Annotated in this window: 25 protein-coding genes and 1 tRNA gene; 16 read left to right on the top strand and 10 right to left on the bottom strand. The window is 24.2% G+C overall.

Annotated elements, in window-relative coordinates:
- Window positions 1-97: 97 nt before the first annotated feature.
- A complete protein-coding gene (locus tag G9C01_RS01055; RefSeq protein WP_166265299.1) occupies window positions 98-1,249 on the bottom strand; it encodes a cysteine desulfurase family protein in 1,152 nt (383 codons plus the stop codon).
- A gap of 228 nt (window positions 1,250-1,477) precedes the next feature.
- On the opposite strand from G9C01_RS01055, the gene rny reads away from it, so the two are divergent.
- Genes rny through lpdA form a run of 3 tightly spaced genes read left to right on the top strand, consistent with a single transcriptional unit; the run spans window position 1,478 to window position 5,500 of the window.
- On the top strand, window positions 1,478-3,049 hold the full coding sequence (rny, locus tag G9C01_RS01050; RefSeq protein ID WP_166265296.1) for a ribonuclease Y: 1,572 nt from the start codon (window positions 1,478-1,480) through the stop codon (window positions 3,047-3,049).
- A 14-nt stretch (window positions 3,050-3,063) separates the two neighbouring features.
- Window positions 3,064-4,038: a deoxyhypusine synthase family protein gene (locus G9C01_RS01045; protein ID WP_166265293.1), complete on the top strand. Its 975-nt coding sequence runs from the start codon at window positions 3,064-3,066 to the stop codon at window positions 4,036-4,038.
- A gap of 31 nt (window positions 4,039-4,069) precedes the next feature.
- Window positions 4,070-5,500 (top strand): dihydrolipoyl dehydrogenase, encoded by a 1,431-nt coding sequence (lpdA, locus tag G9C01_RS01040; protein WP_371807692.1) that lies wholly within the window; start codon window positions 4,070-4,072, stop codon window positions 5,498-5,500.
- Window positions 5,501-5,503: 3 nt separating this feature from the next.
- Here the strand turns inward: lpdA and G9C01_RS01035 are convergent, their stop codons facing one another.
- Together G9C01_RS01035 and G9C01_RS01030 are read right to left on the bottom strand one after the other, a co-directional pair.
- Complete coding sequence (locus G9C01_RS01035) at window positions 5,504-6,175, bottom strand: uracil-DNA glycosylase (protein ID WP_166265290.1); 672 nt, start codon at window positions 6,173-6,175, stop codon at window positions 5,504-5,506.
- A 27-nt stretch (window positions 6,176-6,202) separates the two neighbouring features.
- Window positions 6,203-6,541: a 4Fe-4S dicluster domain-containing protein gene (locus G9C01_RS01030; protein WP_166265287.1), complete on the bottom strand. Its 339-nt coding sequence runs from the start codon at window positions 6,539-6,541 to the stop codon at window positions 6,203-6,205.
- A gap of 21 nt (window positions 6,542-6,562) precedes the next feature.
- On the opposite strand from G9C01_RS01030, the gene G9C01_RS01025 reads away from it, so the two are divergent.
- Entirely contained in the window at window positions 6,563-7,600 is a 1,038-nt protein-coding gene (locus G9C01_RS01025) for an acyl-CoA reductase (protein WP_207573368.1), read from the top strand.
- Here the strand turns inward: G9C01_RS01025 and ribD are convergent.
- The 4 genes from ribD to G9C01_RS01005 all read right to left on the bottom strand — a co-directional run bounded on the left by ribD (window position 7,592) and on the right by G9C01_RS01005 (window position 9,686).
- Window positions 7,592-8,620: a bifunctional diaminohydroxyphosphoribosylaminopyrimidine deaminase/5-amino-6-(5-phosphoribosylamino)uracil reductase RibD gene (ribD, locus tag G9C01_RS01020; RefSeq protein WP_166265284.1), complete on the bottom strand. Its 1,029-nt coding sequence runs from the start codon at window positions 8,618-8,620 to the stop codon at window positions 7,592-7,594. The genes G9C01_RS01025 and ribD overlap by 9 nt on opposite strands.
- 5 nt (window positions 8,621-8,625) lie before the next feature.
- Window positions 8,626-9,381: a shikimate dehydrogenase family protein gene (locus G9C01_RS01015; RefSeq protein ID WP_166265281.1), complete on the bottom strand. Its 756-nt coding sequence runs from the start codon at window positions 9,379-9,381 to the stop codon at window positions 8,626-8,628.
- Between the two features lie 12 nt (window positions 9,382-9,393).
- Window positions 9,394-9,591, bottom strand: a complete 198-nt coding sequence (gene rpsU / locus G9C01_RS01010) for a 30S ribosomal protein S21 (RefSeq protein ID WP_166265278.1) — start codon at window positions 9,589-9,591, stop codon at window positions 9,394-9,396.
- A 20-nt stretch (window positions 9,592-9,611) separates the two neighbouring features.
- A tRNA-Val gene (locus tag G9C01_RS01005) sits at window positions 9,612-9,686 on the bottom strand.
- Between the two features lie 60 nt (window positions 9,687-9,746).
- Here G9C01_RS01005 and recG point away from each other — a divergent pair.
- The 7 genes from recG to G9C01_RS00970 all read left to right on the top strand — a co-directional run bounded on the left by recG (window position 9,747) and on the right by G9C01_RS00970 (window position 18,079).
- Window positions 9,747-11,804 carry an ATP-dependent DNA helicase RecG gene (gene recG / locus G9C01_RS01000; protein WP_166265275.1) on the top strand — a complete coding sequence of 686 codons (2,058 nt, stop codon included), beginning with the start codon at window positions 9,747-9,749 and terminating at the stop codon, window positions 11,802-11,804.
- A 6-nt stretch (window positions 11,805-11,810) separates the two neighbouring features.
- Window positions 11,811-13,949 carry an ATP-dependent helicase gene (locus G9C01_RS00995; protein WP_166265272.1) on the top strand — a complete coding sequence of 713 codons (2,139 nt, stop codon included), beginning with the start codon at window positions 11,811-11,813 and terminating at the stop codon, window positions 13,947-13,949.
- 66 nt (window positions 13,950-14,015) lie between these two features.
- The gene (locus tag G9C01_RS00990; RefSeq protein WP_371807691.1) at window positions 14,016-14,954 is read left to right on the top strand and encodes a cation diffusion facilitator family transporter; all 939 of its coding nucleotides are present in this window, start codon (window positions 14,016-14,018) and stop codon (window positions 14,952-14,954) included.
- 10 nt (window positions 14,955-14,964) lie between these two features.
- Window positions 14,965-15,546 (top strand): DUF4290 domain-containing protein, encoded by a 582-nt coding sequence (locus G9C01_RS00985; protein ID WP_166265266.1) that lies wholly within the window; start codon window positions 14,965-14,967, stop codon window positions 15,544-15,546.
- Between the two features lie 21 nt (window positions 15,547-15,567).
- Window positions 15,568-16,881: a UDP-N-acetylglucosamine 1-carboxyvinyltransferase gene (gene murA, locus G9C01_RS00980; RefSeq protein ID WP_207573367.1), complete on the top strand. Its 1,314-nt coding sequence runs from the start codon at window positions 15,568-15,570 to the stop codon at window positions 16,879-16,881.
- 312 nt (window positions 16,882-17,193) lie between these two features.
- Window positions 17,194-17,676 carry a transcription elongation factor GreA gene (gene greA / locus G9C01_RS00975; RefSeq protein WP_166265263.1) on the top strand — a complete coding sequence of 161 codons (483 nt, stop codon included), beginning with the start codon at window positions 17,194-17,196 and terminating at the stop codon, window positions 17,674-17,676.
- Window positions 17,669-18,079, top strand: a complete 411-nt coding sequence (locus tag G9C01_RS00970) for an HIT family protein (protein WP_166265260.1) — start codon at window positions 17,669-17,671, stop codon at window positions 18,077-18,079. The genes greA and G9C01_RS00970 overlap by 8 nt, the downstream gene beginning before the upstream one ends.
- A gap of 25 nt (window positions 18,080-18,104) precedes the next feature.
- Here G9C01_RS00970 and G9C01_RS00965 read toward each other — a convergent pair whose 3' ends face one another.
- On the bottom strand, window positions 18,105-18,878 hold the full coding sequence (locus G9C01_RS00965; RefSeq protein WP_207573366.1) for a type III pantothenate kinase: 774 nt from the start codon (window positions 18,876-18,878) through the stop codon (window positions 18,105-18,107).
- Window positions 18,879-18,911: 33 nt separating this feature from the next.
- Between G9C01_RS00965 and G9C01_RS00960 the strand changes: the two genes are divergently transcribed.
- Complete coding sequence (locus tag G9C01_RS00960) at window positions 18,912-19,700, top strand: alpha/beta fold hydrolase (protein WP_166265257.1); 789 nt, start codon at window positions 18,912-18,914, stop codon at window positions 19,698-19,700.
- 32 nt (window positions 19,701-19,732) lie between these two features.
- Window positions 19,733-20,329 (top strand): 5-formyltetrahydrofolate cyclo-ligase, encoded by a 597-nt coding sequence (locus G9C01_RS00955; protein ID WP_242673953.1) that lies wholly within the window; start codon window positions 19,733-19,735, stop codon window positions 20,327-20,329.
- Here the strand turns inward: G9C01_RS00955 and rseP are convergent.
- Window positions 20,276-21,607, bottom strand: coding sequence for an RIP metalloprotease RseP (gene rseP / locus G9C01_RS00950; RefSeq protein ID WP_166265251.1), 1,332 nt, complete (start codon window positions 21,605-21,607; stop codon window positions 20,276-20,278). The genes G9C01_RS00955 and rseP overlap by 54 nt on opposite strands.
- Window positions 21,608-21,675: 68 nt before the next feature.
- Between rseP and G9C01_RS00945 the strand changes: the two genes are divergently transcribed.
- Both G9C01_RS00945 and feoB read left to right on the top strand, forming a co-directional pair.
- Window positions 21,676-21,897, top strand: a complete 222-nt coding sequence (locus tag G9C01_RS00945) for a FeoA family protein (protein ID WP_166265248.1) — start codon at window positions 21,676-21,678, stop codon at window positions 21,895-21,897.
- A 2-nt stretch (window positions 21,898-21,899) separates the two neighbouring features.
- A complete protein-coding gene (feoB, locus tag G9C01_RS00940) occupies window positions 21,900-23,957 on the top strand; it encodes a ferrous iron transport protein B (RefSeq protein ID WP_166265245.1) in 2,058 nt (685 codons plus the stop codon).
- Between the two features lie 112 nt (window positions 23,958-24,069).
- Here the strand turns inward: feoB and G9C01_RS00935 are convergent, their stop codons facing one another.
- Window positions 24,070-25,053, bottom strand: coding sequence for a D-alanine--D-alanine ligase (locus tag G9C01_RS00935; RefSeq protein WP_166265242.1), 984 nt, complete (start codon window positions 25,051-25,053; stop codon window positions 24,070-24,072).
- Between the two features lie 49 nt (window positions 25,054-25,102).
- Between G9C01_RS00935 and G9C01_RS00930 the strand changes: the two genes are divergently transcribed.
- A partial coding sequence (locus G9C01_RS00930; protein WP_371807690.1) for a PASTA domain-containing protein occupies window positions 25,103-25,958 on the top strand: 856 nt, incomplete at its 3' end.

The raw sequence follows: 25,958 nt of genomic DNA, 5'->3' as shown, positions 1-25,958 counted from the left end.
GGATCGAAAAAAATTACAATGATTCACCAATGATAATTTACATGTTTATTTTGGGTAAATATAAATAAGATATTTGAAATATTTTATTTAGTATGTTTTATTTTCTAATTTTCTGAAGAGCCGATACAAGCAAATCTACATCTTTTTTTTCGTTGAAAATACCAAAAGAAATTCTAATAGGCATTGTTTTATTTAACAAATATCTATCAGTTATAGATTGAATCACATGAGATATTTTAATGCTACTATTACAAGAACTTCCATGAGAAACGGCAACCCCCATTAAATCTAAATGAAAATATAATAAATGATCTTTTTTAGTAGGATATAAAAAATTTAATATAGAGGGAATACTTTTTTCTGGATGAGATGATAATCCGTTGAAAACAATGTCTGGAATTATTTTTTTTAATTCTAAAATACAATAAGATTTCAAATCTTTCATTTTTTTTATGTGACTTGAGAAACTACAATAAGATAATCGTAAAGCTTCTGATAATCCTGCAATTCCATGAATATTTTCTGTTCCTGAACGGATTCCATACTCTTGAATTCCACCAGTAATAAAAGGTTTCATCTTTTTTAAAATACTTTTTCTTATAAAAGCAAAACCAATTCCTTTTGGTCCATAAAATTTGTGTGCACTCGCAGTCACAAAATCAAAAGATAATTTTTTCATATTAATGGGAATATTTCCTATAACTTGTATAGCATCTGAATGAAAATAAGCATTATATTTTTTACATAAAAAAATTACTGGATCTACTTCTAAAAAATTTCCGATTTCGTTATTAGCATACATTAAACTCACAAGTTTTTTTTTATCCATATTTTTTTTTAACATTTCTTCCATATGATTCAAATCTAATATTCCTTTATCATAAAAGGATATGAAATCTACTGAAATTTTATATCTCATGGATAAATCTAAAATCGTTTTTAATACAGATGGATGTTCTAACTGTGAACTTATAATATATTGTATTCCTAAATCTAATACTGAAGATCTTAATACAAGATTATTTGCTTCAGTGCCTCCTGAAGTAAAAATAATTTCGGAAGGAGATGCTTTAATATTTTTCGCGATACAAATTCTAGATTCTTCTAAAATTGAATAAGCTTCTCTTCCATAACTATGTTGTACAGAAGAAGGATTTCCTAATGAGGATTTTAATGTATTCATCATAACTTTAATAACTTCCTTTCTTATAGGCGTAGAGGCTGCGTTATCTAAATATGCTCGTTTCATTTACTATTGAAAATTTTACATATACATACAAATATATAATCTATTCAAATTCTGTTTGTTAAAATACATTTTAATAAAAAATCTCATTTTTAATTTTGTATATTTATCCTAATTATATTAAGATTAATTTAAAATATTTTAAAGCATTCATGAGTTAAAAGTTAAATATTTGTTTTTTTAACAATGTCATTAAAATGACTATTTTATTTTTATTTAAATTGAGTGAATATGAAAATAAATGTTGGATTTTCGGTATTAATGGGGTTTTTGATTGGAATTATTACATGTTATTTTTTTGGAAAAAAAACTATATTAACAAAATATATTCAATTATTAGAAAAAGCTAAATTTCAGGCAAAAAAAATTATAAAAAATGCAGAAAAAGAAGGAGAATCTATAAGAAAAAATAAAATGCTTCAAGCAAGAGAAAAATTTATAGAACTTAAGTCTAAACATGAAAAAGACATTTATTTAAGAGAAAAAAGAATAATTGATATAGAAGATAAAACAAGAGAAAAAGAAAATAGATTATCTAAAGAAATAGAAATTTATTTTAGAAAAAATAATCGTTTAGAAACACAAATACACGATTATGAAAAAAAATATAAAATTCTTCAAAAAAAAGAAAAAGAATTTGAAAATATGCATATTCAACAAGTAGAATTACTTGAAAAAATATCCAATTATTCTTCTGAGGAAGCTAAAAATGAATTAATTGAAATTCTTAAGGGAGAAGCAAAAGCAAAAGCTCAAACTTATATACAAAATATTATAGAAGAATCACAATTAACTGCAAAAATAGAGGCTAAAAAAATTGTTATTCAAGCTATTCAAAGAATTGGGACAGAACAAGCAGTTGAAAATGCTGTATCTGTTTTTCACATAGAATCAGATGATGTTAAAGGAAGAATAATAGGTAGAGAAGGAAGAAATATCAGGACTTTAGAAAAAGCAACAGGAGTAGAAATTATTGTAGATGATACTCCAGAAGCAATTCTTTTGTCCTGTTTCAATCCTATACGAAGAGAAATAGCCCGATTATCTCTTCATAAATTAGTTATAGATGGACGGATACATCCAGCTAGAATTGAAGAAATAGTAGCAAAAACAGAAAAACAAATTGAAGAAGAAATAATAGAAATAGGAAAAAAAAACATTATAGATTTAGGAATTCATGGAATCCATCCTGAATTAATTAGAATGGTAGGAAGAATGAAATATCGTTCTTCTTATGGACAAAATCTTTTACAGCATTCTCGCGAAGTTGCTCATTTATCAGGAATATTAGCTTCCGAATTAGGATTAAATTCAAAATTAGCAAAAAGAGCCGGATTATTACATGATATAGGAAAAGTACCTGAAAATGAATCAGAACTACCTCACGCAATTTTAGGAATGCAATGGGCCGAAAAATATGGAGAAAATATGGAGATTTGTAATGCTATAGGGTCACATCATGACGAAATAGAAATGAAAGTGTTACTATCTCCTATAATCCAAATTTCAGATTCTATTAGTGGAGCTCGTCCTGGAGTAAGAAGAAATTCTTTTGAATCTTATTCAAAAAGGCTTAAAAATTTGGAAGATATAGCATTTAGTTTTGATGGAGTTAAAAAAGCTTTTGCCATACAGGCAGGAAGAGAATTACGTGTATTGGTTGAAAGTGATAAAATTGATGATAAAAAAGCTTTTCAATTATCTTGTGATATAACAGAAAAAATAAAAAATGAAATGACTTATCCTGGACAAATTAAAGTAACAGTGATTAGAGAAACTCGAGCTGTACAAATAGCTAGATAAAATTAATAAAAATTATGAAAGACTCTCCTATTACTTCTTTTATTAAAAAATATTTTCTTCATTTTAATGCTTTAACTTTATCAGAAGCAGCTCAAGCATATAAATACCATATTAAAAATAATGGAAAAATGATGATAACACTAGCAGGAGCTATGAGTACTGCAGAATTAGGAAAAATTTTATCTGAAATGATACGAAAAGATCAAGTTCATATTATTTCTTGTACAGGAGCTAATTTAGAAGAAGATGTATTAAATTTAATAGCACATTCTCATTATAAAAAGATTCCTAACTATAGAGATTTAACTCCTGATGAAGAAAAAAAATTTTTAAAAGAAGGATATTACAGAGTAACAGATACTTGTATTCCAGAAGAACAAGCCTTTAAAGAATTGCAAAAACATATTTTAAAAGTATGGATAAGAGCTAAAAAAAAATCAGAACGTTATTTTCCTCATGAATATATTTATCAACTGTTATTAGAAAATATTTTAGAGCCTTATTATAACATAGATTCATCAGATAGTTGGGTATTAGCTGCAGCAAAAAAGAATATTCCATTAATAGTTCCAGGATGGGAAGATAGCACTATAGGAAATATTTTTGCTTCATTTTGTATGAAAAAACAATTTCAACCTTTTATCGTAAAAAACGGAATTGAATATATGATATATTTGGCAAAATGGTATCAAAAAGAGTCCATTAAACATAAAATAGGTTTTTTTCAAATCGGAGGAGGAATATCAGGTGATTTTCCTATTTGTGTAGTTCCTATGTTATCTCAAGACATAGGATTTTCTCCGACTCCATTTTGGTCTTATTTTTGTCAAATTTCTGATTCAACAACAAGTTATGGTTCTTATTCCGGAGCTGTTCCTAATGAAAAAATTACTTGGGGAAAACTGGATAAGGACACTCCAAAATTTATCATTGAATCAGATGCAACTATAGTTGCTCCGCTTATTTTTGCATATATATTAAATATGTAATGTAACTTTGTCAAAATAAAATATTTTTTTGATGAATAAAATAAATAATTTATATGATCTTGTTATTATTGGTTCTGGACCAGGAGGATATATATCTGCTATTAGAGCAAGTCAATTAGGTCTTCGTACTGCTATTATAGAAAAATATCAAGAATTAGGAGGAACATGTTTAAATGTAGGGTGCATTCCTTCTAAATCTCTTTTAGACTCTTCCAAATATTTTTTATTAGCTAAAAATAATTATTCTTCACATGGAATTTTTTTTGAAAAATTATCTTTTGATTTTTCAAAAATGATGAGTAGAAAAAATGAAATAGTCAACAGCATAAATAATGGAATAAAATATCTAATGAAAAAAAATAAAATTGATTTATATCAAGGAATAGGTTCATTTCAAACTGAAAATCTTTTATTTGTAAAAGATAAACAATCTCTACAAAAAAAAAATGAAATACAATTTCAATATTGTATCATATCTACAGGATCTAAACCTTTATGTCCCCCTCATTTAAGCTTTGATATAAAAAATAGAATTTGTTCTTCTACAGAAATTCTGAATTTAAAAGAAATTCCAAAAAAATTAATCATAATTGGAGGAGGAATAATTGGATTAGAGTTAGGTTCTATTTTTAATAGATTAGGAAGTAAAATCATTATTATAGAATCAAAGGATAAGATTATATCAAACATGGATCATTCTTTAAGTCAAGAAATGAAAAAAATATTAGAAAAATCTTCCATACAAATAGAAACCTCTTTATCCGTTATCAATATATTTAAAGAAAATCATAAAGAAATATCAGTTCATGCAAAATATCATAATGGAAAAAAAGTTAATTTTATAGGAAATTATTGTTTATTATCAATAGGAAGAACTCCGTATACAAAAAATCTAGATTTAGAAAATCTAAATATTAAGATGGATAAAAAAGGATTTATATTTGTAAACGATAATCTACAAACTTCTGTAAAAAATATATATGCCATAGGAGATGTTATAGGAGGAAAAATGTTAGCTCATAAAGCTGAAGAAGAAGGATTGTATGCTGTGGAACATATAGTGGGTAAAAAACCACCAAAATTAAATTATGATTTAATTCCATCAATAATTTATACCTATCCTGAAGTAGCTAGTGTTGGTCTATCAGAAAATGAAATTCAGAAAGATAACATAGAGTATAATATAGGCATTTTTCCTATGAAAATACTAGGAAGAGCTCATACAAGTGGCTGTACAGACGGTTTTTTAAAAATGATTTCTGATAAAAAAACAGATGAAATATTAGGAGTTCATATAATTGGAGATCATGCAGGAGATATGATTATGGAAGCATCTATTGCTATGGAATTTAGATCCTCTTCAGAGGATATATATAGAATATGTCATCCTCATCCTACTTTTAGTGAAGCATTCAAAGAAGCTGCTCTCCTAAATTTTGAAAACCGTTCTATACATATGTAAAATTTAACTCCAAGAAATAGTTTTTTTCCCTATTTTTTTTAAAAAAATGTTTGTTTTTTTAAAATGTCTGGAGCCCAAAAAACCCATATGAGCAGATAAAGGAGATGGATGAGATGTTTTTAAAACGTAATGATTGTGAAAAGAATTAATTAAAGATATTTTTTTTTGTGCATATTTTCCCCACAACAGGAAAACAATATTTTCTTTTTGATCAGAAATAGTTCGTATTATTTGATTTGTTAAAAATTCCCATCCTATATTTTTATGAGATAAAGGAAAATTTTTTCTCACTGTTAATATTGAATTTAATAATAATACTCCTTGTTCTGCCCAATGAATTAAAGATCCATTGATAAAATTTTTTTTAAAACTAAAACAATTATTCACTTCTTTAAATATGTTCTTCAATGAAGGTGGAAAAGAGACTCCATTAGGAACAGAAAAACAAAGACCATCAGATTGATTTTCTTTGTGATAAGGATCTTGTCCTATAATTACTACTTTTAATTTTTGAAAAGAACAATGTTTTAAACAAGAAAATATGTTTTCCTTTTTAGGAAAACAAATAAATCGATTATATTCAATTCTCAGAATTTTTAATAATTCTTTAAAATAAGGTTTATGATATTCATTTACTAAAAATGAATTCCAATTATTAAACTGTTTTTCTAACATTATCATTTTTAGTATCATTATCGAAAATCAACTCCAATTTTCATGTAAAAAATTTTTCTTTTTTAAAAGTTTCTCTTCATTTTCAATATTTTTTTGATCTAGAATACAACATTGAACTGGACAAACCATAATACATTGTGGTTCATCATAAAATCCTACACATTCTGTACATTTTTCCGGAACAATAAAATATATATCTTTTTTTTTGGGTTGTTGAAATAGAGTGGGATCCCATACTTTATTTTTTTTTAGAGAAGTTCCATCTGACATTCTCCATTTTTTTCCTCCTTCATAAATGGCTTGATTAGGACATTCAGGTTCACAAGCTCCACAATTTATACATTTTTCTGTAATTTTTATAGACATTTAATTTTAAAAATTAAAATAATGATTAAAACTTTTGATAAGTTAGGATCTTTTCTAAGAGAAGTTAATAAATTTTATACATACAACAAATATTTATCCAAAAATTATAAAATGTTTTTCCCTCATTTTAAAAAAATTATTGATAAAGTAACTATTATAAATAAATGGTTTAGAATAGAGGATTTATTAATAACTTTTGATCAATGGGGAAATAATCTTAAAAAAGATAAGTTAGAGTGTTGGATGAATAAATATTATTTTACAAAAAAAAATAAAAAAATTCTTGTTATTATGCCTGGAAATATACCGATGGTAGGATTTCATGATTTTTTGTGTGTCATTTTATCAGGACATAAGATCATCATTAAATTATCTGAAGAAGATAATTTATTACTTCCATTTTTATGTAAAATAATAATATATGAAAATCCTATATTAAAAAATAAAATAAAATTTACAAATAATATTTTTTATGAAAAATTTGATTATGTTATAGCTACGGGAAATAATAATACGGCTCGTTATTTTGAATATTATTTTAGAAAATATCCTATTTTACTTAGAAAAAGTAGAACTTCTGTCGCTATATTACGAGGGAATGAAACAGAGAAAGAATTAATTTCTTTAAATCAAGATATGTTAACTTATTCAGGAAGAGGATGTAGAAATGTAGGAAAAATATTTATACCTCATAATTATAATGTTCATTTGATTTTAGAAAAATCATTTATTTCCGAATATATTACAAAAAATTATAAGTATACAGATAACTATAAATATTATCTATCTATATACACTATGAATAAATTTGATTTTCAAAAAAATCATTTTGTTATTTTAAAAGAAGAAAAAAATTATCATAGTCCAATATCTGTAGTTTATTATGAATTTTATAATAATTTAAGTCAATTAAAAAAAAAAATATTAGAAAACAACCAACAGATACAATGTGTAGTATCAAAAAATTTTTGGGACAAAGAAATATTTTTTGGAAAAACACAATATCCAAAATTGGAAGACTATGCAGATGAAATCAATACAATTCAATTTTTAAATTGATAATTTTATAATAAGTTGATCTTTATCTAAATTCATTCTTTTTGATATTATTCCTCCTATTTTAGGAGCTTTTAATCCACTTTTTAATATCACATCACAAGTGAAAATACGACATTCATCCCAAATATTTTCTTTGATAAAATTTTCCAGAGTTTTTTTTCCTCCTTCCACTATTAGAGATAGTATTTTTTTTTGATGCAAAAAATTCAATATTTGATTGATAATTTTTTCTTCAAAAGAAATTTGAATAAATTCTATATTTTTTTGATTTTCTTTATTTTTTTCTGTAAACACAATGGTTTGTTGAGTTCCATCCAAAACAAAATGAGTATTAGAGATTTTTAGTTTTTTATCAAAAAAAATTCTAATAGGATTTTTTCCAAACCATTTTCTAACATTTAATTTTGGATTATCATTTAATACAGTTTTACTTCCTACCAAAATACCATCTTCTTCAGATCTCCATTTATGATTTAATTGTCTAGCGTGTATTCCACTAATCCAATTATCTTTTTTATTTTCTGAATATATAAAACCATCATCACTCTGTGCCCATTTTAATATAATATAAGGACGTTTTTTTTCATAGAAAGTAAAAAAACGTTTATTTAAAATACGACATTGGTTTATTAAAACATTTTCTATAACTTCAATTCCATACTTTTTTAATTTTTGTATTCCTAATCCTTTTACTTTATCACAAGGGTCTTGTATTCCTATTACTACTCTTGGTATATTTTTTCTTATTATTAAATCTACACAAGGAGGAGTTTCTCCAAAATGAACACAGGGTTCCAATGTTACATATAAAGTGCTATCCAAAAATAAATATTCATTTTTTATATTATTAATAGCCAAAAATTCAGCATGATACATTCCTTTTTTATAATGCCATCCTTCCGATAAAACTATGCCATTTCTTTCTATCACACATCCAACCATAGGATTTGGAGAAGTAAATCCTAATCCATTTTTAGCTAATTGTATAGCTCTTTCCATAAAAATTTCTTTATATATCATGAATTTTATATTTGCCATATCTTCCAAGATTCTTCAGCTTGAAGATATAACATTTCTAATCCATTTTTTATAAATGCACCTTTTTCTTCTGCCTTCTTTAGAAATAAAGTTTTATTAGGATTGTAAACTAAATCATAGAAATAATGTTCATTAGAAATATATCGATAAGGTAAAGATGGACATAAATTTACATTAGGATATGTTCCTACAGGAGTAGAATTGATGATAATCTTATATTCTTCCAATAAATTTTTATTGATATCTTCATATGACAAAAAACCTATATTTTTTTTTCTAGAAACATATTGATATGGAATTTGTAATTTATTTAAAACAAATGAAATTGTTTTAGAAACACTTCCAGTTCCTAAAATTAATGCTTTTAAATTTTTTTTATTTGTAAATTGATTTAAATTTTTTTTAAAAGAATTTTCAAAGCCTAAAACATCTGTATTAAAACCCATTTTACATTTATTGTTTATTTTTATAACATTCACAGATCCTATATATTTTGCTTCAGACGTGATCTCATTTAAAAAAGGAATAATACTTGTTTTGTAAGGGATTGTAACATTACATCCTTTCAAATAAGGATTTTGAAATATACATGGAATATCTTCTATTTTTGGAAGATCAAATATTTTATAATCTACGTTGATGATAGATTCTTTTTCAAATTTTTCTAAAAAAAATTTTCTAGAAAAAGAATATTGAATATTTTTTCCTATTAGTCCATAAATTATGGGGTTATCATATGTCATAAAATATGAAATCTATTCTTCTTTTTTCAATTTCATAAGTTCCCTATATTTTGCTCTTAATATTTCATTTCTTCTTCCTTCAGAACGTTTTATATATTGTTGCTTTTCTCTAAACTCTTTCAAAATACGAGTTTTATCAAATTTTTTTTTGCATTTTTTTAAAGCTTTATCAATTGATTCTCCTTCTCTAACAGTGGTAATTAAAATCATAAAAACTTAATAAATTTTAGTGGACACTATCGGATTTGAACCGATGCCCTCTACTCTGTCAAAGTAGTGCTCTAAACCTGCTGAGCTAAATGTCCTTTTAAATCAAACAAAATTAAGTATTTTTTGATATATAATGGATTATAATTTACTTTTTTATGTCCTCTAGTATTCTAAAAAAATCTATAAAATATTTAAAAGGATTAAATTTTAAAAAATCATATTTACTGAATATGGAATTAAATCTTTATACATATGAAGATTTACTTCTTTTTTATCCTAAAGGATATAAGTATTTACATATATTGAAAAATATATCAGAATTATCAAACAATAATCTAAATAATAATTTAGTACAGATATTAGGTAAAATAACTCAAGTTGAAGAAATAAATTATAAAAATAAAAAAGGAAAAATGTTAATAGCGTATTTGGAAGATACAACAGGTGTTATTGAGTTAGTTTGGTTTCAAAAAAATAATTTCACAAAAAATATTACAAGAAATATTCCAGTAATAGTATATGGCGTAGTTAAATATTTTCAAGAAAAAATACAAATCATTCATCCCAATATTAAGGAATTCCATTTATCAAGAATGAATTATTCTATATTTCCTATATATCCTATTCCTAAAAATTTAAAAAAAAAAGGAATCAATAATTTTTTTATGATTGATTTATTACAAAATCTTATAGAAGAATTAAAAAATGACATAAACGAATTTTTTTTTCATAGTTTTCTTAAAAAAAAACTAATGTCAAGGAAAAAAGCTTTAATTCAAATTCATTTTCCAGAATCTTTAAATTCTTTATTACAAGCACAACATTCTTTAAAATTTGAAGAGTTATTCCTATTAAAATTATTTTTATTATGCAAGAAAAAAGAAACAAATAGTAATCCTTTTACAAGGATAGGTCATTATTTTCATAATTTTTACAAATATTTTATCCCTTTTACTCTAACAGTAGAACAAAAAAAAGTCTTTAAAGAAATATGGAATGATTTGAAAAAACCTATTCAAATGAATAGATTATTACAAGGAGAAGTAGGGAGTGGGAAAACGATCATAGCTATGTTGTCAATGCTTGTAGCTTTAGATAATGGATTTCAATCTTGTTTGATGGCCCCTACTGAAGTTTTAGCCATACAACATTATTATTCTATAAGTAAAATGTTTACAAAAATTGGAATCAAAATAGCCTTATTAACAAGTTCTATTTCTGATTCTAAACGTAAATCAATATATCATGGAATATTGACAGGAAAAATTTCGATTGTAATAGGAACTCATTCCTTAATTCAAGAAAAAGTTCAATTTCAAAATCTTGGATTAGCGATAATAGATGAAGAACAACGTTTTGGAGTAGAACAAAGAGATAAAATTTGGAAAAAAGATGATAAAACTCCTCATATTTTGATTATGACAGCGACTCCTATTCCTAGAACTTTAGCTAAAATTATTTATCATGATTTAAATATTTCGATTATAAAAGAATTACCTTCAGGAAGAAAGCCTATTAAAACTATTCATTATTGGAACAATAACCGAGATCAAGCTTTTCAAATAATAAAAAATCAAATTTTAAGAGGTCGTCAAATTTATGTAATATATCCCACTATAAATACTTCTATAAAGTATAAAAATTTAATGAAAGGATATCAAGAAATCAGAGATAAATTTAAAGATTTTAAAAATGAAATTGGAATTTTGCATGGTGAAATGAATTTTCAAGAAAAAAATATACAAATTAACCGATTTTTACGTGGAAAAACTAAAATTTTAATAGCAACCACAGTTATAGAAGTAGGTGTTAACGTTCCTAATGCATCAGTTATTTTAATAGAAAATGCAGATTTTTTCGGATTATCTCAATTGCATCAGTTAAGAGGAAGAGTAGGAAGAGGAATTCATCAAAGTTATTGTATTCTTATTACTGATTATAAAATTAGCAAAGAAAGTTTTCTTAGAATTAAAAAAATGTGTGAAACAAATAAAGGACTAGAAATAGCTAAAGAAGATCTAAAATTACGTGGATGTGGAGATTTAATAGGTACACAACAAAGTGGAAAAAATTGTTTTCGTATTATAAATCTGATAAAGGATTATAAATTAATAAAAGAAGTTTTTCCAATTGCTAATGTTTTTTTCAAAAAACATCCTAATTTTTTAAATGAGACAAAAAATATTTTTTTTGAATACTACAAAAAAAAATGAGTATATATGAATTCTCTAAATAATAATCAACGTAAGATAATAGAGAACATGAATGGTCCTATATTAGTTCTTGCTGGAGCAGGATCAGGAAAAACTCGTGTTATTACACATCGTATTGTGCATATGATTAAAAATATAGGAATATCTCCTTATAATATATTGGCTCTTACTTTTACGAAAAAAGCAGCTAAAGAAATGAAATGTCGTATTTTGAGTATGTTAATGAATCAAACAGATTTTGATCAAATAACATTGGGAACTTTTCATTCTATATTTTCAAACATTCTAAGAAAAGAATCTCATTGGTTAGGATTAAAATCTAATTATACCATTTATGATCGTAAAGATTCAGAAAACATAATAAAACAAATATTCAAAGATATAAGTATGGATATATCTATGAATTATAAAGAAACAATAAAAAAAATTTCCGAATATAAAAATAATTTATACTTTTTAAATAAAAAAAAATCAATAAATAAAAAATCAAAATTTTTTACTAAAATTTATGATTCTTATACAGAGCGTTGTTTTCAAGCAAATGCGTTGGATTTTGATGATATATTACTTTATACCAATTATTTATTTCTTTATTTTCCAAATATTCTAGAAAAATATCAAAAAAAATTTAAATACGTATTAGTTGACGAATATCAAGATACCAATTTATCCCAATATACTATTATAAAAAATTTAGTTTATAAACACAAAAATCTTTTTGTAGTAGGAGATGACGCTCAAAGTATTTATGCTTTTCGTGGAGCTAATATATCAAACATTTTAAATTTTCATCTTGATTATAAAAACGCTATAACTTTTCGTCTTGATCAAAATTATCGTTCCACTAATCATATAGTACAAGCCTCTAATAACATTATTTCTTTTAATAAAAATCAGATCTATAAAAAAATATGGACCAATAATGAAAAAGGAGAGAAAATAAAAATATATAGTGCTACTACTGAGGTAGAAGAAGCTCAATATATCGCTTCTTCTATTCTTTCAATAAAAAAGAAAACAAATTTTCAATTTGAAAATTTTGCAATTCTTTACAGAGCAAATATACAATCAAATATTATTGAATATTCACTTAAAAAAAAAAATATTCCATATCATATATATGGATCGATTTCATTTGAAAATAGAAAAGAAATTCGAGATTTTTTAGCTTATCTTAGAGTTATCGTCAATCCAAATGATCAAGAATCCTTACTCCGTATTATAAAAAGAGGAAATCCAAAAATAGGAAAAAACATATTATGTTTATCTAAAAAAAAAAAGATTACAGTTTCTAATATAATAGAAAATATTGAAAATTATCAATCTTTATTAAAAATAAACAATAAAACAAAAAATAGATTTATAAATTTAATTAATACAATAAAAAAGTTACATATTCATATAATACAAGAGAATGCATATATAATAGCAAAAAATGTGGAAAATTTTTTGTTAAAAGAAAACTCGAAAAATTATAGTCATGAAGATTTTAAATCTATACTTGATAATATATTTCAATATGTCAAAGAACAAAAAGAATTAAAAAATAATGGAGATACAAGTCTTATTGGTTTTTTACAATCTTTTTATTTAGAAAAAAATGAAAATATTAATCATGAAAAAAATAAAGTTTCATTAATGACTGTTCATTTATCAAAAGGATTAGAATTTTCCATTGTTTTTATTGCAGGATTAGAAGAAAATTTGTTTCCATCAAAATCAAGTTTAGAAAATCAGTTTAAAATGGAGGAAGAACGTCGTTTATTTTATGTAGCTTTAACTCGAGCTCAAAAAAAAGCAATACTCACTTACACAAAATATAGATTTATATGGGGTGAGAAAAAAAAAAATAGTCCCAGTCGTTTCATTGACGAAATTAATACAAATTTTGTTGACTTAGAAAATCATAAATATATATCAGAAAAAGAAAAAGATAAAATTCATTATTTGAATCATTTTAATTATGAAAATAAAGATTCTAAATATTTAGAAATTAAAAAAGGAGTAAAAGTTTTTCATAAAGATTTTGGATTAGGAATCATTGTAGAATTGCAAAATAAAAATCAAATAGCTTTAATAAAATTTAAAAAATATGGAGAAAAAAGAATTTTATTGAAATTGAAAAAACTTATTATTTACTCATAAAAACAATTTATGAATGATTCAAAAAAAATTAAATTAAACTTTTATTTTCAAAAAATAATTTTTTTTGTGGCAATTATTTTCTTTTTCATAAAATTGATTACTTGGCGGATTACTTCTTCCCTTTCAATATTTAGTGATGCTATGGAAAGTTTGACTAATATCATTAGTGGACTTGTTGGATTATGTAGTCTTTATATATCATCTTTACCTAAAGATCAAAATCATCCATATGGACATGGTAAAGTAGAATTTATATCAACAGCTATAGAAGGAGTTATAATTTCTATAGTAGGAATTACTATTTTTATAAATACTTTTATACGTATTAAATATAATATACATAAAATTAATTTATCCAAATTAGATTATGGTGTATTTTTGATGTCTTTTACCGGAATTATTAACTATTTTTTAGGATTATTAGCCTGTAATATAGGACAGAAAAATAAAGCTTTAACATTAATAGCTAGTGGAAAGCACCTTCAAATAGATACTTATTCCACTTTTGGTATAGTTATAGGATTAATTTTATTAAATATTACCAAATGTACATGGATAGATCCTATTATTTCTATTATTTTTTCATCCGTAATTTTGTATACAGGATTCAAATTATTAAGAAAAGCTACAGCTGGAATTATGGATGAATCTGACAAAAAACTTTTAATAAAATTGTCATTTTCTCTAAATGAAAAAAGAGATGTTCATTGGATCGATCTTCACCATTTAAAAATTATTAAATATGGAAGTGCTTTACATATAGATTGTCATCTAATTGTTCCATGGTTTTTCAATATAAAAAAAGCCAATCAAGAAGTAAAAAAGTTAACTCAATTAACTAAAAATGAATTTGGATCTAAAGTTGAACTATCAGTTCACGTAGAAGCTTGTTCTAAGAATCATTGTCCATTTTGTTTAAACCATTTTTGTAAAGTAAGAAAACATTTTTTTAAAAAAAAAATTCTTTGGACTTTAGATAAAACATCTTATTATAATAAAACTTAAAATAGATATTATGGAATACAACACTAATCGTTTCAAATTGGTGATACCAGAATATGGAAGGAATATTCATAAAATGATAGACTATGCTATACAAATAAAAAATAGAAAAAAAAGAAATCGTTGTGCATGGTGTATTATTAAGTTAATGACGGGCTCTATTCATCCTAAATATCACAAGTCTATTTATTATTTTCAACATAAATTATGGAATCAATTATTTATTATGTCTAAATATAAATTAGACATTGACACTCCTTTTCCTAAACCGAATCCAAGAGAACCCTATAAAATGAGTTTATATAATAAAAAAGTAGTGTATCCTGAATACTTAACTAGCTTTAGATATTATGGAAAAATAATAAGAAATATGATCCATGTAGCAATACGTTGTAAAAATACGAAAAAAAAAGAAGGATTATTTTATGCGATTGCTAATACAATGAAAAAAAACTATTTGAGATGGAATAAAAATATAGTGGAAGACGATGTTATATTTGAAGATTTAAAAAAACTTTCAAAAGGAAAGATATGTTTAATGAACAATACAGATTCATTATTACAATGTTCTCATATTTTAAAAAAAAAGAAATAAAATTAGTTATAAATCTTTATAATGGGAACTTTCAAAATAAAAGGAGGATTACCTTTAAAAGGAGAAATTCAACCACAAGGAGCTAAAAATGAATCTTTACAGGTATTATGTGCCGTATTATTGACTTCAGAAAAATTAAGAATTAAGAATATTCCAGAAATAGGAGATGTTAAATGTTTAATGCAAATTCTTAAAGAATTAGGAGTTTTTATTAAAAAAAATGGAATTGGAGATTATACTTTTCAAGCCAAAAATATAAACACTGAATATTTCAATACAAAAAGATTTCGTGAATATGGTAGATCGATCAGAGGATCAATTATGATTGCAGGTCCTATACTTGCTAGATTCGGAAAAGTTTGTATTCCTATTCCTGGTGGGGATAGAATAGGAAGACGACGTTTAGATGCTCATTTAACAGGATTAAGATTATTGGGAAGTAATATACATTATCATAATGAATCTAAGTGTTTTGATTTACGTATTCCTAAAAATAATTTAATTGGAGAATATATTTTAATGGAAGAAGCTTCTGTTACGGGAACAGCTAATGTCATTATGGCGGCTACTTTAGCTAAAGGAAAAACAACTATTTATAATGCCGCTTGCGAACCTTATATTCAACAATTATGCAAATTGTTAAACAAAATGGGGGCAAAAATTAAGGGAATAGGATCCAATTTAATTCATATAACTGGAGTAAAAGAGTTAGGAGGGGGGGGCCACACTATATTACCTGATATGGTAGAAATAGGAAGTTGGATAGGATTAGCTGCTATTACTTGTTCTGAAGTTAAAATCAAAAATGTTAGCTGGAAAAATTTAGGAATTGTTCCTTACACATTTCAAAAAATGGGGATTAAATTAGAAAAAGAGGAAGATAATATTTATATTCCATCACAAAAATCTTACCAAATTAAAAAATCATTTAATAACGCAATACTAACAATATCTGATGCGCCATGGCCTGGATTAACTCCAGATTTATTAAGTATTTTAACGGTGGTAGCTACTCAAGCTAAAGGAAGTGTTTTAATTCATCAAAAAATGTTTGAAAGTAGATTATTTTTTGTAGACAAACTCATTGAAATGGGAGCACAAATTATATTGTGTGATCCTCATAGAGCAACTGTTATAGGACTGAATCATAAATCCTATCTTAGAGGAGCGATATTAAATTCTCCAGATATAAGAGCAGGAATATCCCTTCTTATAGCAGCACTTTCTGCTAGAGGAACTAGTATGATTAAAAATATAGAACAAATAGATAGAGGATATGAAAATATAGATACAAGATTACGTCTTTTAGGAGCAGATATTTTAAGAATGGAATAGATAAATAGAAATTATATTGAATCAAAAATTTCATAGAAACAAAATATGCATTTGAAAATATTTACCTCATAAACTATGTTTTAATCGTTTTCATTAAAACTCGAATAGTTATAAAAATAAATAAAACAAAAACACAAAAATTCGTAATTTTAATTCAATCAATTTTAATGTTTTTAAATAAAAAATGAAATATTTTTTGTTAGGGATGAAGCATGTGTATTATTTCAAAATCATATAACTTATATAACTTTACATGTCATTTTAATAAATAAATTAAATGAAAAAGATAAAAAAAAATAATAATGAAAAATTATGGAAAAATTTGAATATATAACTAAAGAAGGATTAGAAAAATTGCAAAAAGAAATAGAAAGATTAGAAAACATAGAACGACCCAAAATATCCATGCAAATAGCAGAAGCTAGAGATAAAGGAGATTTATCAGAGAATGCGGAATACGATGCAATAAAAGAAGCTCAAGCTTTTTTAGAAATGAATATAGCTAAATTAAAAAAAAAACGATCTAATGCACGAATCATAGATGGATCACAAATTAACAGAACTAGAGTTTCTATTCTTTCTACAGTAAGAGTTAAAAATTTAACCTATGGAGGAGAACAAATATATACTTTAGTTCCAGAAGGAGAAGCCGATTTAAAATCAGGTAAAATATCCATAAATACTCCTATATCGACAGGTCTTCTTGGAAAACAAGTAGGACAAATTGCCCATATCAGATTGCCTAATAAAATGATACTTGATTATGAGATTTTAGAAATAGCATTTAGTGAATAACAATATATTTCAAAAAATAATTAATAACGAAATTATAGCTTATAAAGTAGCAGAAAATTTTGATCATTTAGCCTTTTTAGATATTCATCCTATGAAAATAGGACATACTTTGGTAATATCAAAAAAAAGTAATGGAGATAAAATTTTTTCTTTATCGGAAAAAGAATTTATCTCTATTATGTCTTTTACAAGAAAAGTTGCTATAGGTATAGAAAGAATTATTCCTTGCAATCGTGTCGGCATATTTGTTATGGGATTCGAAATTCCTCATGTGCATATTCATTTGATTCCTATGGATAAAGAAAGTGATGTAAATTTTTCAAAAAAAAGAATAATTTTATCTTCAAAAAATTTTGAAATTTTGTCAGAAAAAATAAAAAAATCTATTCAAAAAATAGAATAGAAATGGTACAAATTTTAACTTATATTTAATGATTCCAATGAAATAATATCTTTAATCCTTTGATTGTATGAAGTTTATCTTTTATATGAATTTTTTTTGTTAAAGGTGTATATATGTGAGAAAGACCTCCGGTAGCAATAACAAAACAGTTTGTTTTCAATTCTTGATTGATTCTATTTATTAAACCTTCAATCATGCTTAAATATCCATATATAATTCCACTTTGAATACACGTTTCTGTATCCTTTCCTAATATACTAGGAGGTTTTTTTAATTTAATTTTAGATAATTGAGCTGTATTACCAATTAATGCGGTTAAAGAACTATTTATTCCAGGAGCAATAATAATACCTTTAATATTACCATATTTATTATCTATACAGGTGAAACTTAGTGCAGTTCCAAAATCTACTACTAAAGTAGTATTTTGATCTTTGTATAATGTATATGCAGCTATAGCGTTAGCATATAAATCTGTGCCTAATTGATGAGAATAATGTTTTATAGGAGAAGATGAATTTATATCAACTAGAATAGGTTTAATTTTATGTATTTCATATAAGGATTGTTCCACTTTCTTTGTAAGAGTAGGAACGACTGATCCTATTACTATATTTTGTATAAATTTGTAGAGGATGCCATACTGTTGATATATATTTCTAAATAATAAAATATATTCATCTAACGATCTTTGTGGGTTACTATTGATGATCCATGAACAATTACATTTCAAATTATAATTATTATTAAATAATCCAAAACGAAGACTGGAATTTCCAATATTTATTGTTAACAACATGATTCACTTCATTATATTAAAATAGTATAATATATGACTAATATTTGTAAAATAAATTTTAAAATAAAAGGAAAAGGAATTCCTATAGTTTTATTACATGGATTCATGGAAAGTATAGAAATATGGAACTATATATATAATAGTATTTCTAATAAATATAAAGTTATTTCAATTGATCTTCCAGGTCACGGAAAAAGTAGCTTAAAATTAGAAAAAGATTCCATTTTTACAATGGAAAAAATTGCAGAAATTGTAAAAAATATTGTATACAAAAAGAATGTACAAAAAGCTGTTTTTGTAGGTCATTCTATGGGAGGATATGTAGCTTTAGCTATAGCAGAAAAATATCCAGAAATGTTTTTAGGTTTGTGTTTACTTCATTCTACAACGATATCAGATACACTTGAAAAAAAGAGAAATCGTATTCGTTCTATTCAATTAGCTATGAATAATTATCCATTATTTGTATCCACAAGTATAAAAAAATTATTTTATAATAAAAAATTATCTTCTTTACAAGAAGAAATTTGTTTCGTGAATAAAATGGCTTTGCATATTCATATTAATAGCATTATTTCCTTTTTAAAAGGAATGTCTATTCGAAAAGATAGAAAATTTTTGTTAAAAACAACTCAATTTCCAAAATTATATATAGCTGGTTTATATGATCGAATTCTTGATATTCAAAAAATTTATGAAGAAACTAGAAACGGAAATCAAATTTATTTTTTTGCAATACCTACGGGTCATATGGGGCACATAGAACAACCAAAAGAAATAATAAAGATATTAGAAAATTTTATAGATTATTCTATAGAATGAATAAAAAAAAATTACGTAAAAAATATTTATATATGAGAAAGTCTATTTCTCAAGATAAAATTATAAAAATGAGTTATGAAATTTTTTTGCATTTAAAAAAAATGTTTTTCATATGGGAAAAAACATATTATCATATTTTTTTACCTATACGAGAATATAAAGAAGTAGATACATTTATCATAATTAATTTTTTACTAAAAATGGGAAAATGTGTAACTATTCCTTGTTCTAATTTTAAGGAATTATCTATAGAAAATTGTTTTTTTCATGAAAAAACTATCTTAACAAAGAAAAAATATGGAATTCTAGAACCTATTCAGAGACATAAATTTATTGTTTCAATTTCTCTTATTGAAGTTATATTTATTCCTTTATTAATATTTGATTTTAAAGGTCATAGAATAGGTTATGGAAAAGGTTTTTATGATAGATTTATTACTTTATGCAAAAAAAATGTTATTAAAATAGGTTTAAGTATTTTCCCTCCCATAAAAAAAATTGAAAGAGTACATAAAAATGATTTATTTCTAGATATAGGAATTACTCCAAATCATATTTATTGCTTTAGAAAAAATTCAATAAAAAAAAACTTTGAAAATATCCCAAATAATAATAAACATCATAATTAAACTAATTATTATAAATCCGCAAATAGTACAACGTTCCATTATTTCTTCATTGATTTTTTTTCTTGTTATCATTTCTATCATGATAAATAATATATAACCACCATCTAATGATGGAATAGGAAATAAATTTAAAAAAGCTAACCAAATGGATAATGTAGCAGTTAAAGTCCAAAAAATATCCCAATTCCATTTAGAAGGAAACTCTTTAGCTATGGAAAAAAAACTACCTATTTGTTTATAAGCTTTAGTTTCTATATGAAAAACATTTTTCAAAAAAAATATTTGATTTTTTAAAACATTCCAAGTTTTTTTTATACCATGTGGTATACTCTCAAAAAAAGAATAATTCTTTTTTTCAAATAAAAAAATTTGATCTAAATCTATAAAATTTTTTAAATAAATTCCCAAAACTTCTTTTGAATCTAAAAAAATTTCTTTTTGAATAAGTTTTCCATTTCTATTAATGGACATTAATATGTTTTCATTTTTATATTTTGATAACAAATCTTTGAATTGATCAGAAAAAAGAATAAATTCAGAATTAATGGCTAATATCTCATCATTATTTCTTAATCCATACTTTTCTGCTTTAGAATTTTTGATTACATAATTGATTATAGGAGGGACACGAGGTTGAATAAAAAAATTCAGTTCTTTTCTATCAAAAAAAAATTTTTTTTTGTTATTATTTAATGATAATTTTATAATATTCCCCATACGATCTACAGTAATAGAATTTCCCAAAATAATTTCTTTAGGAATGTCATTAAAATAGGGAATATATTTTCCGTTTACAAATAAAATTTTATCTCCATTTTTCAGTCCTATTTTTTCTCCTAAAGCATCAACTTCTATACCATATTTAACATTTTTTGTAGGAAGATAAGTTTCTCCATATTTAAATAATAAAAAAGTAAAAATTAAAATAGATAACAATATATTGAAAAATATTCCTCCAGAAATAATTAATAGTCTTTTTATTGCTGATTTAGAACGAAATTCCCAATTATTAATTGTATTTTTTGATGAAATATTTTTATCATCCATTATCATTCCAGATATTTTGACATATCCTCCTAAAGGCAACCAACCGATTCCATAAATAGTGTGTCCTATCTTTTTTTTTAAGATAGAAAACCAAGGGTCAAAAAATAGAAAAAATCTTTCCACTCTAACTTTAAATATCTGAGCTATAATAAAATGACCTAATTCATGAATGATAACTAATATAGAAATACTAAGTAACAATTGTATAGATCTAATTAAAATTGATGACATTCCTATAGATTTCTAAATAAAAATAAAAAAGATAAATTTAAACCTTTATTATAAAATAAAAATATATTTTGAATTTATCTAATCTTAAAAAAGGAGAAAAAGGAATAATTAAAGGATATAAAAATGATAATTTTCCCATAAAATTGTTAGAATTAGGAGTTTTACCTGGAGTAAAATTTGAAATACTTTTTGTTTCCATTTTTTATGATCCATTATGTATAAGATATGATCAATCTTGTTTAGCTTTACGAAAAAAAGAAGCTGAAAACATTATAATAGAACTTATTTAATAATGCAAAAAATTAAATTAGCTCTGGTTGGAAATCCAAATGTAGGAAAAACTTCTTTATTTAATAAATTAACTGGACTTAATCAAAAAGTAGGAAATTATATAGGTGTAACAGTCGACAAAAAAATAGGATATTTTTATCATGAAAATACACACTATCAAATTATAGATCTTCCTGGTACTTATAGTATATATCCTTCATCTGAAGATGAAGAAGTAGTTTGTAAACTACTAAACAATATCAATGATTTAGATTATCCAGATAAAATTATGGTTGTAGCAGATTCTTCCAATATAAAAAAAAGTCTTCTTTTACTTAGACAAGTACAAGATTTAGGATTTCCTGTTCTTTTTGTATTAAATATGCTAGATGAAGCAAAAAAAAAAGGAATATCCATTAACATAGAAGAATTAAAAAAATTTCTTTTAACAGAGATTGTGTTAATCAATGCAAGAAAAGGAATTGGGTTAAATAAAATTAAAATAAAAATAAAAAACTTAAAAAAAACGAAAAAAACCTATTTTTTCAATCCAGGAATCCGTTATTCTCTTGCTATTAATGATGTAAAAAATAATTACAAAATAAATACTTATAAAGCTTGGTATTATTTAGCCTATAATAGAAAATTTTTAATAGAAGACTATTTTTTAAATAAAATAAAAAAAAAATACAACATTATATCAAAAAGATTACAAATTAAGGAAACATTAGATAGATATGAAGAAATAAAAAAAATTTGCTCTAAAACAGTTTCAGAATTTATTTCTGAAAAAGAAAAAAAACATTTAGAATTTTCTAAAAAAATAGATAATTATCTACTTGTACATCCTTTTTGGGGTTATTTCATTTTTATATTTTTTCTATTTTTCATTTTTCAATGTATTTTTTTATGGTCTGAAATACCAAAACGATTTATAGAATTTTTTTTTTATTTTATACAAAAAAAATTTTATAATGTTTATCCTGGGCCTTTAAATAATTTTTTTCTGGAAGGAATATTACCAGCAATTAGTGTTATTATTTCTTTTATTCCACAAATTTTTATTCTATTATTTTTTCTTCTTATAATGGAAGAAAGTGGATACATAAGCAGAGTGATATTTCTAATGGATAGAATTATGCGACCTTTTGGTTTAAATGGAAAAAGTGTAGTTCCTCTTATTTCTGGTATAGCTTGCGCTATTCCCGCAATTATATCCGCTAGACATATAGATAATCCTAGAGATCGTTTAATTACTATTTTAGTAACTCCTTTTATGACCTGTTCTGCAAGATTACCTATTTATACTCTAATTATATCTTTAATTATACCAGATAAAAAATGGTATTTCATTCAATTAAGAGGAATAATTCTTTTGGCTATGTATATTTTAGGCGTTATATCTGCTTTAAGTGTATCAATAATTTTACATCAATTTTTAAAGAAAAATTATAAAAGTCATCTTATAATGGAAATTCCTACTTACAAAATTCCTATGTTAAAAAATGTATTGATTACTTTATGGATCAATCTTAAATCATTTATTATCAATGCAGGAAAAATGATTTTACTAATTAATATATTGATTTGGGTTTTAGGAACTTTTGGTCCTTCAAAAAATTCATCAAAAATAAACATACTCAATATACAAAAAAAAGAATTACCTAACTCTTATTTAGGTTTATTAGGAAAAAAAATGGAACCTATAATTCATCCATTAGGATACGATTGGAAAATCGGAATAGGATTGCTATCTTCTCTTGTAGCACGAGAAGTCTTTGTTAGTACCATGGCTTCTGTATATAACATAGAAAAAAAAGAAAATTTTTTAAAAGAAAAAATGAAAAAAGAGATATACTATAAAACTAAAAAACCGATTTATAATTTAGCAACGGGAATTTCTCTACTGTTTTTTTATGCATTTTCTATGCAATGTATGAGCACTTTATCTATAATAAAAAAAGAAACAAAATCTTGGAAATGGCCAATATTACAATTTATTTTTATGACTTTTTTAGCTTATATAGCTTCATTATTAACATATCAAACATTTAAAATATTATGTGGCAATACATTATAATAAGTTTATTTTTTTTATATTCAATTTTTTGTTTATTTAAAAAATTATTGCATTTTTTCTTATATAAAAAAAATTTTTGCAAAAAAAAATGCAATTGTAAATTATAAAATTTTTATTTTTTCATTTTATCAATAGAAGTAAATATGGAATCTTTAAATACTTCGGATAAAGACATTCCAATTGCTTTCAATTGTTTTGGAAAAATACTTTCTTCTGAAAAACCTGGAATTGTGTTTATTTCTAAAAAAAAGGGTTCTTCATTTACAATGATATATTCCGATCTAGATATTCCTGATAAATTAAGAAACTTATATACTTTCATTGCTATTTTTCGTATTTTATTCTCTATATTTGGATCAAATTTTGCCGGAGTGATTTCTTTAGATTTTCCGGAATATTTTGATTCAAAATCAAAAAAATCATTTTGACTAATTATTTCTGTTATTGGTAAAACAATGACTTCATTTTTAAATGAAAAAACGCCAACGGATACTTCTCTTCCTTCAAGATAAGATTCCACAATAATTTCTTCATCTTCTAAAAAAGCTTTTTGTATTGCATGATCCAAATCTTTTTCTTTATAAACCTTACTTATTCCTAAACTAGATCCAGATCTATTGGGTTTTACAAAACAAGGAAGCCCTACTTTATCTATAATTTTTTTTGTACAAAAAACCTGATTCTTGTTTAAAAAAAAAGATTCAGCTGTATTAATGCCAAAATGCTTCAATAAAGTTAAACAATATTTTTTATTAAAAGTAACATTAGCATGATGAAAATTACATCCTGTATAAGGTATTTTTAGTAGTTCAAAATAAGCTTGTAATATTCCATCTTCTCCTGGAGTACCATGTATAGCATTAAATATACAGTCAAATTTTAGTCCTTTCATTCCACCAAAAATAGTAAAATCTTGTTTATTTATAGAATATTCTTTATTTTCATCATTTTTCAAAAACCATTTCTCTTTAAGAAGATATATCCTATAAGGATCAAATTCTTTTCTACATAAATTTTCATAAACAACTTTTCCACTTTGTATTGAAATAAGAGATTCTTTTGAATATCCCCCCATAATAACAGCTATTTTTTTCATTATTTATTTTTAATTTTAATATAAAAACATTTTTATTTAAATATTTTTTATGAAATATTTTGCAATATTCATCATTAATTTTTTAATTGCTATATTGATATTATATAAAATAGCTCAATTGGCATTGAAATGGGTAGATGTTTATACGAAACATGGATCTTATGTTGTAGTCCCTGATTTAAAAGGTTTTACTATACATAAATCTATATCTGTTTTAAAAAAATTAGGGCTGAAATATGAGATAGATACATCCCATTATGATCCTAATTTTAAAATTAATCAAATCATTTCCTTTTCTCCAGAATCGGGAGGTCATGTAAAAGAAGGAAGACATATATATATACAAGTTAATTCTAAATCATCTCAATCTGTTTTACCTAATATCATAAATAAAGATAAACGAATGGCTATAAAATTGCTTCATGCTAATCATATTTTTGTTAAAGAAATCAGATATATTAATGATATAGATAAAAACACTGTTTTAAAAGTTTTATATAAAAATAAATCTATTCAACCTGGATACAAATTTACTTCTAATCAAGAAGGAATCACTTTGATTATTGGAAAAAAATATGAAAAAAATAATTTGGTAGTGGTACCTAATGTTATTGGAATGTCATTACATTCCGCAACTCGCATTTTTAAAAATCAATTATTTCATGTTATTAATTTTTACTATGATCACACAATCACAAATCCTGATATAAATGCAAAAGTATACCGTCAAAAACCTGAACCTGGAGTTTTTTATGATAAAAATAAATCTATTGAACTTTGGTTAAGTTCAATAGAATTGTTAGATCAAACTGAAAAAATTCAAATAAAAGATTCCAAAGATTCTAAAAAACAAACTGAAAAAATTCAAATAAAAGATTCCAAAGATTCTAAAAAACAAACTGAAA

The sequence above is a fragment of the Blattabacterium sp. DPU genome (genome assembly GCF_011290385.1).
Classification (GTDB): Bacteria; Bacteroidota; Bacteroidia; order Flavobacteriales; family Blattabacteriaceae; genus Blattabacterium.
Note: the sequence above shows the minus strand (reverse complement) of the source record. Positions and strands in the feature narration are given on the sequence as shown.